Annotated in this window: 7 protein-coding genes; 4 read left to right on the top strand and 3 right to left on the bottom strand. The window is 43.5% G+C overall.

What is annotated here, in order from left to right:
- Positions 1-136: 136 nt before the first annotated feature.
- Positions 137-913 carry a glucose-1-phosphate cytidylyltransferase gene (gene rfbF / locus QUA01_RS15235; RefSeq protein ID WP_333090471.1) on the bottom strand — a complete coding sequence of 259 codons (777 nt, stop codon included), beginning with the start codon at positions 911-913 and terminating at the stop codon, positions 137-139.
- Positions 914-1,222: 309 nt separating this feature from the next.
- Between rfbF and QUA01_RS15230 the strand changes: the two genes are divergently transcribed.
- Together QUA01_RS15230 and QUA01_RS15225 are read left to right on the top strand one after the other, a co-directional pair.
- A complete protein-coding gene (locus QUA01_RS15230) occupies positions 1,223-1,762 on the top strand; it encodes an RNase A-like domain-containing protein (protein ID WP_333090470.1) in 540 nt (179 codons plus the stop codon).
- Positions 1,759-2,070, top strand: a complete 312-nt coding sequence (locus QUA01_RS15225) for a contact-dependent growth inhibition system immunity protein (RefSeq protein ID WP_333090469.1) — start codon at positions 1,759-1,761, stop codon at positions 2,068-2,070. The genes QUA01_RS15230 and QUA01_RS15225 overlap by 4 nt, the downstream gene beginning before the upstream one ends.
- 99 nt (positions 2,071-2,169) lie before the next feature.
- On the opposite strand, the gene QUA01_RS15220 is transcribed toward QUA01_RS15225, so the two are convergent.
- Both QUA01_RS15220 and QUA01_RS15215 read right to left on the bottom strand, forming a co-directional pair.
- Complete coding sequence (locus QUA01_RS15220; RefSeq protein ID WP_333090468.1) at positions 2,170-3,495, bottom strand: GH39 family glycosyl hydrolase; 1,326 nt, start codon at positions 3,493-3,495, stop codon at positions 2,170-2,172.
- Between the two features lie 213 nt (positions 3,496-3,708).
- Positions 3,709-7,215: a glycosyltransferase gene (locus QUA01_RS15215; protein WP_333090467.1), complete on the bottom strand. Its 3,507-nt coding sequence runs from the start codon at positions 7,213-7,215 to the stop codon at positions 3,709-3,711.
- Between the two features lie 417 nt (positions 7,216-7,632).
- On the opposite strand from QUA01_RS15215, the gene QUA01_RS15210 reads away from it, so the two are divergent.
- Positions 7,633-9,951: a tetratricopeptide repeat protein gene (locus QUA01_RS15210; RefSeq protein WP_333090466.1), complete on the top strand. Its 2,319-nt coding sequence runs from the start codon at positions 7,633-7,635 to the stop codon at positions 9,949-9,951.
- Between the two features lie 575 nt (positions 9,952-10,526).
- A complete protein-coding gene (locus QUA01_RS15205; RefSeq protein ID WP_333090464.1) occupies positions 10,527-11,819 on the top strand; it encodes a response regulator in 1,293 nt (430 codons plus the stop codon).
- Positions 11,820-11,867 lie beyond the last annotated feature (48 nt).

Raw genomic sequence — 11,867 nt, 5'->3', positions numbered from 1 at the left:
ATAAAGGGGAGCCCAAACCCGGATTTAGTATATAGCGGTTCTCAAACGTTGTGAGGTATGCCCAATCCCTCCGCTTCGCTCCGCCCAATGCCCAATGCCCACGAGAGTACCTCATCTTTCTGAGAAATTCTATAACTTATTTCCACACTTTCCAAGGAGCCTTCCCTTCATCCCAAAGTTCGTTTAAATACTTGTATTCTCGGTAAGTATCCATTGCAAAGAAAAAGCCCTCGTGACGGTAAGCCATCAACTGTCCCTCTGCCGCCAAACGCTGCATCGGCTCCTGTTCTAAAACACAATCATCCCCACCCAAATACTCAAATACCCGGCGGTTAAACACAATATATCCAACACTAATCCAACCGTCTATTTGAGGTTTTTCAGTAAATTCTACTACGCGGCTATCGCTGTCTACATCCAAAATTCCAAAGCGCGAAATCGGGCGAAATGTAGTCACAGTTGCTAGCTTCCCGTGAGACTTGTGAAACTCCATCAATTGATCAATATTGACATCAGCAACTCCATCACCATATGTCACCATGAAATTCTCGTCATCGATATATTTTTCGATCCGTTTCACCCGTCCTCCCGTCAAGCTTTCTGCGCCAGTGTCAGCCAGCGTTACATGAAAATCTTGTTCGCGATGTTCCTCATGATAGGTAATGCTATTTTTGCGTCCCAGACAGACAGTAAAGTCATTGTTCATGGCTTCATAATTGAGGAAATATTCCTTAATCATGTTCCCGCGATAGCCCAAGCACACAATGAAGTTTTGGAAGCCGTAGTGGGCATAGATTTTCATGATGTGCCAAATAATCGGACGCCCGCCGACATCAACTAAAGGTTTTGGACGAAATTCTGTTTCTTCTCTGAGACGAGTACCGAGGCCGCCAGCGAGGATAACTACTTGCATTTTTCCACCTTTTGAAAGCTCATCAATTAATGTATCATCAATTATTTGTATTTTTTAAAATAATTATTAACATTTTTTCGCGGTTAGTGAAGCTTTGTGAAGCGCAGAAATCATCCCCTATGCTCAATAATTCTAGGGTAAGTACCGCTCACCTTAAATTTATGAATAATCGCCATCGCAGTAATTCTAGGGCGATGCACCGCGCACCGTATATTAAAATGCTGCGCGCAATTCTTAACTAACTAATGGTAAAATATGAAGTAGAAAAAAAATAGTATATAACTCTGCAAATGAACATAAGAAACAGCAATGAGAACTCAATTTGATCGTCTCAAACAGTTTTTAGGTATCATAGGCGCGATCGCCTCAATAACAATCTTATTCCAATCGGCAATACCTGATGTTTACGCCACGGTTATTGGGTCGGAAATTTCCAGCATACCACAAACCACTCTAGCTTTTGTGCCTAGCATACCGGGCGGCGGATTGGATGTTCACGAAGCTGCGGGAGGACATACTTTAGAAAGACACGTTGGCAAAACAGAAGCACAACTAGCACAGCGACTCGCAAGCGAAAGGAGAATTTCTGCCGCATCTTCCTTTACTGACCGTTCCGTCGCCGAAGCGGCCATTGCGGAAGCAATGAACAGAAACCAAAGTGCGATCGACTCCTGGGTTAAAAGTCGAGGAAATCGTTATACGATCGACTATAACGCCAACAGAATAATTGGCATTACTTTGCGCCGCCGCGCATCGAAAGCAACTTCAGCATCTCGCCTGAAAATCGTCCTCCAGCGCAGTGCCAAATTACCTCCCGGATACTTTATTCTCACAGCTTATCCCGAATGATCAATCAATTTCCTAATTTAACCCAATTTTTCAGTTCCTACTTTCACCAAGACTGGCCGCTAGAAGCTGACACTCCCAGCGATGTAGTGAACAACTACCTGAGCAGCGAACCGCGCGAAAGTGTTGAAGCTGCATCGCAAGAGCTCAGCAAACTGCTAGAAATGCCGATCGCCCCAGCCGACTTAGAAACATTCATCCTCGATGAATTAGGCTGTTACTATGACCCACAATCGGAAAATCAAACAGTCAGAGAATGGCTGGAATCCGTGCAAAAATCTTTGACAAATCCACATAATTCGGCGGTTTAAACCGCCGAATTCTACTCGTTCCCGGCTCTGCCTGGGAACGCATATCTGGAGGCTCTGCCGACCTTTTCGTTGAACTATCGGGCGGTTTCAACCGCCATATTACCTAACCGTCAATACATAACCTTCATGAACCTTGAAATTAGGAATAACATAATTCAAGTTATTTCCCCCAACCCAAATAGTGTCTTCTTTGACAGTAATAAGTTTTGGCACAGCGCCTTCTAGATTGTTGGGAATTTTCTCTAATTTCAGAGTAATCTTTTGATTCTTTTCAATACCTAATTGCCGCAAATTTGCCAGCGTCAAGGTAACGGTTGTGGCCGAGGAATAATTGCGATCGAAATAACCTAAAAGTACCTGTGCTTTACCTTGAGGAGTTGACTTGCTGGCTAAAGCGACAAGGCGATCGTTATCCGATCGGCTCAGCACCCGCGAATTCACTCCGTCAGCATAAGCTTTGTATGTCCACCAAGCGGCCCTAGGCTCAAAAGTATTAGGCGTAACCATCCCACTCAGCGTATTGTTGAAGCAATTGCTAACTTTTTGAACTCCGGTTGTATCCCAACAAGCCCTACAAGCACCATCAGCTTTTGCATACTCCAAGTTATACAAATAACCTAAAATTTCCCCCGGCTGATATTGAGCTAATTCCCCAACAATTTCGTTAACGTAAATTTTTTGCAATTTCAGTTCCCTGTAAAAAGGACTTTGTTGAAAATTGCGTTTGGCATCGATTACGTGGTCGTCCACAAATAAAATTATCGTATCGTTGAGTTCGTGCCAAGCTAGGAAATTTACTTCTAGTTTGTTGGCTTTGCAGTAATCCAAAAAGGCGGCGAGGTATTCTTTGTTGTAAGTGCTGATGCTCGGCCCGCCAATCACGGCTGTTGGCCCCAATTCTTCCCGCAAGATTTTGTAAGCTCTTTTGTAGGTTTCAAAGAATTGTTCTCTGCTACCATTCCAAAATGGATTTTTTAAATCGGGTTCATTCCATACATCCCAAATAATTTTTTTGCCTTTATTTTGCTGGGCTAACTGTCGGATGAATGCTTCCCACGCAGGGTAGTTTTGATAGGGCCAGCCATTAGGATTGCTGCCGTAGCCCCAGAGGTCGCTAACTAATAGTTGAAATTCGGCTCCGCTGGCAATTACTCGATCGTAAATGTCGAGTCTTCCCGCCCGCCACAGCTTCGGCTGCAAGGGTTTGATTAAGTTGTCTGGGGGCTTGCTGGGGTCGATGCCGTGCAAGATGCCGCTCATGGACGTTATACCGACGGCTGGTTGTCCAAAATCTACTGTGATGTTCGATCGCATTTGGGCGATCGCTCTTTGCTGCCCAAAATAGGCGATTAACAGCATAGTTACCACAGCCAAGCAAATTGGCAGCAGCTTGTTAATAGGTTTGAACTTGAAGGTGAATTGCATATTGTATTTGCTGGCGAAGTGAACAACAGGAAGCAATGACAAACCTTAGTAAGTTTGTAGTGAGGACTTTAGTCCTTCCTAAAAGATTTTAGATAAGAAAGACTTGCATTTTTTACGACAAGCCAAGAAAGAATGCAAGTTCTTACTACCAACTAACAAGGACTTGCATTCCTTACTGCAAACCATTTTTTAGAAATGGGAACGCACAAAGTCTTAACGAACAGACAAGGCAACTTCAAAACCCTGGATTGATGCTATCAATTCTTGCCAAGCTTCAGAATCAACTAGCGAGCGAGTATCAAGTTTAACGCCCTTTTCGGCAGATAGTGTCACAAAATTCGTGATCCAGCTCAAAATAGTTTCCGTTGTAAACAGCGGCGTGCATTTCCATGATAACTGCAACTTCTCCGCCATCCCGGACATATCTCCGCGATCGAAAGCTTGCCATGCCTGCCATACTAGATAATAGTAATTGAGCATACTGTCAACTTGCTGAATCTGCTTTTGGACTTTTGGGGCTACCGCAAATTTATCTCGATTGCTGCTAGCAGATAAGACTTCTGCGATAACTTCTGCGTATTCCCCAAGCATCCGTTCTTCCTTGAACATTTCTGCAGCCCGCAGTTTGCAAGCTTGTCCTGCAAGCCTCCGCAATTCGGGGTTTTGTGCCCAGAGTTCTATCGTTTCTGCTAACTCTCGCGCTGTCTGTTTAGGGTCAATTTTGGGATCGGCGATTAACTTTCCGGTGTCTCCCAACTCTTCGGGAATACCGCTGACTGCTGTAGCAATTACGGGCAGTTCTTTCGCCATTGCTTCCATAATTGCTAGCGGCATTCCTTCGGATTCGGAAGATAAAATAAAGATGTCGCTGGCGTCCAACCAATCGGCAATATCCCACCGCTGTCCTAAGAATTTAACTTGTTCGGTGACTCCTAATTCGCTAACAGTTGCTCTCAATTCCGGCTCCATATTGTCGTGAGTGGTAGAACCGGGGCCGGCCCACACAAAGTATAGCTGCGGCCAAATTGGCAGATTTTTCAGTTGGGCGATCGCCTGCAATTGATACTGATATCCTTTAATTGGAGTCAGTCTCGCCGCCGTGAAACAAACCACAGCTTCTTCGGGGATGCCTTGTTCTCGGCGCAAGCGTTGGCGGTTGGAAAGATTGGGCGGTTCAAAATAACTGTCCGGCCTGCCGTAATAAATAACTTTTCCCCGTTCCAGAGGTGTTTTAAACAAACTCTTGAACAAGTTTAAATTTTCGTGGGAAACAGCGATGACGGATTTGGCTAAATCGTACTGATAGGCGACTGCATCGAAATAGGGAACTTGATCGCCACGGTTGAAATGTTGATAAGTGCGATCGATATAACCGAGAGTAATTACATAAGGTATGTTTTGCTTAATCGCCACTTGTTTTGCAGCAAAATTTGCGATCGGCCAGCCATCGCTAAAGATAATTAAATCCGGTTGAGCTTCTGCATAAATTCTTTCAGCATCCGCACAATTGTAAGCAATTCGCAAAAACTCCTTCATTGTGTCGAACTCCAGCCAAATATGCTCGATACCTAGCTGCTGCTGTTCGGTAATTAAAGGATTAGAAGTTTTAGTTTGTACGCTAGTAACTCGGTAGCCGTCGGCTGCTAATTTGCAAAGCAGCGAGTGGTTGAATTGCGCTAAACCGCCGATTCCGTGGTCTTCTGCGTACAGGAGTACGTGCCTTCCCAATTGACGGGAACTTGAACTAGGCGCTGATTTAAATTGATAGGTATTGTTGACAGCCTCTACAACTATGTCTTGCCATTCTGGTAAATTGGTCAAGGCATAAGCATCAAAACTATTGCTGTATTCTTCCGAAGAAACTCTAAAAGTTTCCAACCATTTGAAAACAGTTTCCGAGCCAGTAAAAGGAGTATAGTACAGAGATTTTTGCAGACACTCGACCATCTCTGCCAAATATCCGTCGCGGTACATCCGCCACGCTATCCACACTAAACATTTGTAACGTTCTGCCTTTTTTAATTTGCGAATGCGATCGGGCAAATCTGGTCTGGCAAAAAATTGCTCCATCACAATTTCCATACTTTTCATCACTTTTTGCCCGCCGGACATCAAATTTTTATCGTGCTGGCGGTAGCAGGTTAATACCTCTTTCAACCAAGCACATTTGCAGCCTTTTAAAGTCAAACGCAAAGCAAAATCTAAATCTTCGGTTGGCGGAAAGCGAGGGTCAAAACCGCCCAGACGTTCCCACCACTCGCGCCGCAGCATCATCGCGCTGGGACGCACGCTTTTGTACAGAACAAAGGTTTCTAAATCTAAGTTGGGCGAGTCTTCCCAAGGGACGGATGCGTAGATATCTTTTCCGGTTTCATCAACCATCAACCAGCCGTTTTGTACCATCCCTAAAGAGGGGTCAGCTTCAAAACAAGCAATTTGTTTTGCAAGTTTTTCTGGCAGAAAAAAGTCGTCAGCATCCAGAAAAGCTAAGAATTCGCCTTTGGCAATCTGGCAAGCGCGATTCCGAGCTATTGCTGCGCCTTGATTTTCCTGATAGACGTACTGAATTACATCGCGGTAAGCATCTAAAACTTGGCGAGTGTTGTCTGTAGAACCGTCGTCTACGACTATGATTTCCCAGTCTTGGTAAGTTTGATCGATCGCGCTTTCTAAGGCATTCACAATGTAGCGTTCGCAGTTGTATGCCGGGATAATGACGCTGACTCTGGGTGTTTTTGAGGAAAGTATGCTAGCCATTAACTTTTTCCAGTCCGATAAATTTCTTAATATTTCAAAGTCGATTGTACGTCGGTAAACTAGGGCAATAGAAGCCAGACGTTGGAGCCAATTTGTGACTGTTTTTTTTGCTGGATAGGGACTGTAGCGGAGAGATTTTTGAAAAAAATCAACCGCCTCAACTGGATAGTTACTATAGTACAATTGCCACGCCATCCAAGTCAATGCTTCGTAGAAAGCCGGATTTTCTAATTCGCGGATGTGCTGCGGTAAATCGGGGTTGGCGAAAAATTGCTGTTTTAAGGTAATAAAAAGATTTGCTTGTTTCAGGGCTTTTTTGATTGATACATTTTTGTCGTGCTGGCGGTAGGATACTGTGATTTGAGGGAGCCAAGCTGCTTCGCAACCCAGCACTGCTAAACGCAGCACTAAATCTGAATCGTCTACTGAATCAAACTCTGAGTTAAACCCGCCGGCCATTTCCAGCCACTGGCGCGAAAACATCATGGCGCTGGGAAGTACGGGCATTTGTACTATCCAAGTTTCTAAGTTTAATTTGGGGAAATACAGCCAAGGTGTGATGTCGGAAATTGCGTCGCCTTGCTCGTTAACTAAACGCCAGCCACTGTTGACAATTCCTAATGATGGTGAGGAGCGAAACAGTGCTATTTGTGCGGCTAATTTATCGGGTAAAAAGAAGTCATCTTGATCTAAAAATGCTATAAATTCGCCTTTTGCTTCCTGAATTCCTCGGTTGCGGGCGGCTGCTACTCCTCGATTTTCTTGATATACATAGCGAATTTTGTCCAGATAAGGCTGCAATACCTGATGTGTCTCATCTGTGGAACCGTCGTCTACAACGATAATTTCCAAATTTGTAAAAGTTTGCCCGATCGCGCTTTCTACTGCTTGCGCGATGTAGCGATCGCCATTATATGCTGGTATAATTACGCTGACTAGCGGTGTTTGATTAACTGTTGACATTATTTGATTCGCTGTTAAGTATAAGGAAGAAGTCATTAGTCATTGGTCATTAGTCATTGGTCATTAGCGCGAACGTCCCCGCTCGCGAACTTTATTAGTCATTGGTGATTAGTCATTGGTGATTAGTTATTGGTCATCAGGAAGAGGCAAGCAGGAAGAAAAATACATCACAATATCGATCGCGATCCGTATTTGGCGTTTGATTAAGTGGATTTACTTAACTGGTTGCTATTTTAGTGTAATCTAAATTGGTTTTTCTTCTACTTTTGTGCAAATTCACTTAAAGTTCGATCGCACAAATGCCCAGCAGGCGCTCCGGTATTTACAGTAAAGCAGATGTCTGTGTACAATCTGGAAATTAGACAGGTTTTGCTCTACAATCATACAGGTCATTATTACTCAACAGGAACGCGGTAAGTGAATTCAGAAACAGCAGCGCTTGATTTGCAACAACAGGCAGAAATATATTTAGCTTTTGGGAAGTTGGAGGAGGCGATCGCACTTTGCCACCAAATTCTCGCATCGCACCCCGATTCTGCCGAGACTTGCAAAACCCTAGGGAAGGCGCTGCAAGCTCAGGGCAATCTAGAAGACGCAAAGTATTGGTATAAAGTTGCGATCGCCCACAAACCCGATTTTGCCGAAGCTTTTGCTAACCTCGGCACGCTCAGCGCTAGTTTGCAACAGTGGCAAGAGGCGATCGCCTTTTACCAAAAAGCTATCTCCCTGCAACCCGACTGTGCAGGATTTTACCGCAATTTGAGCCGCATATTTACCCAACTCGGTCAACCAGAAAAAGCAGCAGACTGCTCCTATCAAGCACTCATGGTGGAACCGATAGAAACAGCCTCAGAATATCTAGATTTAGGTAATATTTTATTGGCGCAAAATAAAATTCAAAAAGCCATAATTTGTTATCGTCGCACCATTTATTTAAACCCTAGTTTTTGCGAAGCTTACTGCCAATTAGCCGAAGCAGCCACCGAGCTAAAACATTGGGATGAAGCTATTTTAAGCTACCGTCAAGCTATTAAAATTCAACCAGATATTTCGGAATTTCATTACAAACTCGGAAGAGTTTTTCAAGAGAAACAACTCTGGAACGAAGCCGAAAAAGCCTATCGCGAAAGTATTGAATTGAATCCGAATTCATTTTGGTGTTATTTTAATTTAGGCGCAGTTTTGCTAGAGCTAGAGCAATGGCAAGAAGCTTTAATTGTCTACCGCACTGCTGTTGAAATTAACCCTGATTTTTCTTGGTCTTACTACAGCATCGGCGAAGCTTGCGGCAAATTAGAAAAATGGTCGGAATCCGCCGCAGCCTACCAGCAGGCTGTTGACTTAGATCCGAATTGTTCTGGCTTTTTTCACAAGTTGGGAGAGGCGCTTTTTCAACTAGAAAAATGGTCGGAAGCTGCCACAGCCTACGAAAGCGCGATCGCCCTTAATTCCGATTTTTTTTGGTCTCATTATAACTTAGCTTTGACTTTAGTTAAACTCCAGGATTGGTTGGCGGCAACCTTCGCCTACCAGCGGGCGATCGAACTCAATCCAGATTTTTTTTGGACTTACCACAATTTAGGAGAAGCGCTGTTGAAAACCCAGCAGTGGAAAGCAGCCGCTACCGCTTATGAGCGTGCCATTGAACTCAACCCAAATTTTGCTTGGTCTTATTACAATCTAGGCGATGCTTTGACTGAAATGCACGACTGGAATAAGGCTGTTTCCGCTTACCTTTGCGCCTTACAAATCGAGCCTTCTTTCCCAAAAATTTACGCCAAGTTAGCCGCCGCTTTGAGCGAAAAAACTCCAGCAAATTTAGACTCCGCAACCAGCTACTATCACCACGAATTGCAACCGCTGCACTCTCCAGAATTTTACTGCGAAACCGCCCAAAAGTTTGTTGATGGCGATCGGCTTGACGCAGCGATTGTTTTGTACTTGATGGCATTAGAAATACGGCCGGAAGATGCAGCAATATCTGCAAAATTAGCGCAAATATTGGATCAAAAACATCAAAGTGGCGATCGCAGTTTATTATTAGAGTTGGAAATTGACGATATTCGCGATCGCTACATTGCCCGAGTCGTCAAAAATCAGACTTTTGCAGAAGTCGGCGGCTTGTGGGGAACCGTCAACGAAAAAGTATCTGTAGCAAGCAAATACGGTGCAGTTTCTCTAACAATGATTGATGTCACCCCCGCATCACAAGAAATTTGGCAAGATTTTCGCGATCGTATGGCAAGTTTAAATATTGCTAATTATAATTGTATTAGTCGAGATATAACTCAGATTCAGCCCGCAGAAATTGGCGAACCTTACGGTGTAGTCCACTGTGCAGGAGTTTTGTACCATCACCCCCACCCTTTGCAAATTTTAATGAGCTTGCGTCAAATAACAGGGCAGTATTTAATCTTAACTTCAGCTATTACCCAAGAAGTTATAGAAAACGAGCGGGGGCGCTACGAAATTCCAGCTTCTGGGGTAATCTTCATTCCCGCTTTGAGCGAAGCAGAACGCTCTATATTAGCAGCTTACTGGCAGCAATACACCTACGGCACACCAATTCTTGGAGTAATTGAGAAAGCAGTTTTTGACATCAACGACTTTGGACCGTGGTGGTGGTTGCCTACAGCTTCTGCTTTAGAATCTATGTGCAAAGTAGCTGGATTTAAGGTTTTAAATAAAGGATTGACTTGGTACAATAACGCTTTGACTCTGCTGCTGGAGATTTGAAGATTGGTAAACGAAGACTCACAGCAATTGCACAAAGCAAACGGCTAAAAAACTGGTTTATGAGCGAATTATTCGTTTGATTTGTCCAATATTTCTACCAAAAAATCGTTTGTTTTGTCTGAGCAAAAAATCAAGTGTATCTACCCCAAGATGGTGAGGAATTTCTTACTGAAAATATTCCTAAAAACTTAATTCTTCCTGCTTTCCTGTTCTTTTTATTTTTTGCTTCTTCCTTCTTCCTTCTTCCTTCCTTCCTTCCTTCTTCCTTCTTCCTTCTTCCTGATGACTAATGCCTGATGACTAATGCCTGATCGCTCACCACAACAAAAACGGATCGCGCGTGCGATCCAATCTTATTGTTTTCAATCCATCGGACACGATATCACCAATAACCAATAACCAATAACCAATAACCAATAACCAATAACCAATAACTAATAACTAATGACCAATAACCAATGACCAATAACCAATGACCAATAACCAATAACCAATAACTAATGACCAATAACTAATGACCAATAACCAATGACCAATAACCAATAACTAATAACTTTATACTGAGGAAATAATCAATGAATAATAACCCACAAGAGATAGAATTAGGAAACATTTTAGTAGTAGACGATACGCCAGAAAACCTGCGCCTGTTGTCTACGATGTTGACTCATCGGGGGTACGCGCCCCGCTGCGTGATTAACGGGCAAATGGCTCTCAGAGCCTGCAATTCCAATCCTCCAGATTTGATTTTGCTCGACATCATGATGCCGGAAATGAACGGCTACGAAGTCTGTCAGCACCTGAAATCCGAAGAAAAAACTCGGGAAATTCCCGTAATTTTTATCAGTGCTAAAGATGAAGTATTCGACAAAGTAAACGCTTTTGCTGTGGGAGCAGTTGACTACATCAGCAAGCCGTTTCAGTTTGAAGAAGTGCTCGCACGCATCGAAAGTCATCTCACCTTGCGGAATTTACAAAAACAGCTAATACAACAAAATGTGCTGCTTCAAGAAGAAATCAGCAGCCGTTTGGAAGTCGAAAAAAATATTTACGAAAAAAATCAAATTTTACAAGAAGAAATCAGCCACCGCCTCGCCGTTGAAAAAGCTCTACAAGAGCAAAATTTGTTGCTTCAAAAAGAGATTGCAAACCGCCAGCGCGCCGAATCTGCTCTATTAAAATCTAACCAAGAATTGGCGCGCTCAAATGCGGAACTCGAACAATTTGCTTATGTGGCTTCTCACGACTTGCAAGCGCCTTTAGGAACCATTGCTAGCTACGCTCAACTTTTAGAAAAGCGCTACAAAGACCAACTCGATGACCAAGCTAGTAAGTTTATCGGCAATATTGTTCAGGGCTGCACGAGAATGCAAACTTTAATTGACGATTTGCTGGAATATTCGCGAGTTGGCCGGAGTCAGAAACCTTTTGAACTGACAGATTGCGATCGCGCACTCCAGCAAGCAATCGCCAACCTGCAAGGGGCGATTCGCGACACTCAAGCAGTTGTTAGTTACAGCGAATTACCAACGGTAATGGGGGATTTTTCTCAGCTCGTGCAGCTTTTTCAAAATTTAGTTAGCAATGCGATTAAATATCGCCACGATGCACCGCCTGTGGTTCATATTACTGCTAGTCAACAAGATGAAAACTGGTTATTTTCGGTCTCGGACAATGGAATTGGGATTGCTGTGAAGCATCAAGAACGCATCTTTCAAATTTTCCAGCGCTTGCACACTCAAAGAGAATATTCTGGTACAGGTATTGGTTTAGCAATTTGTCAAAAGATTGTGCAGCGTCACGGCGGATGTATTTGGGTGGAGTCTGAACCTAGTCAAGGTTCAAATTTTCATTTTACTATTGCTTAATCGAGACATGATGCAGGTATTTATGTGAAACTTAGAAGGCAAGCTAAA

This window comes from Microcoleus sp. S36a_B3 (assembly GCF_036700745.1).
GTDB lineage: Bacteria > Cyanobacteriota > Cyanobacteriia > Cyanobacteriales > Microcoleaceae > Microcoleus.
This window is presented reverse-complemented; position numbering and strand designations above follow the sequence as displayed.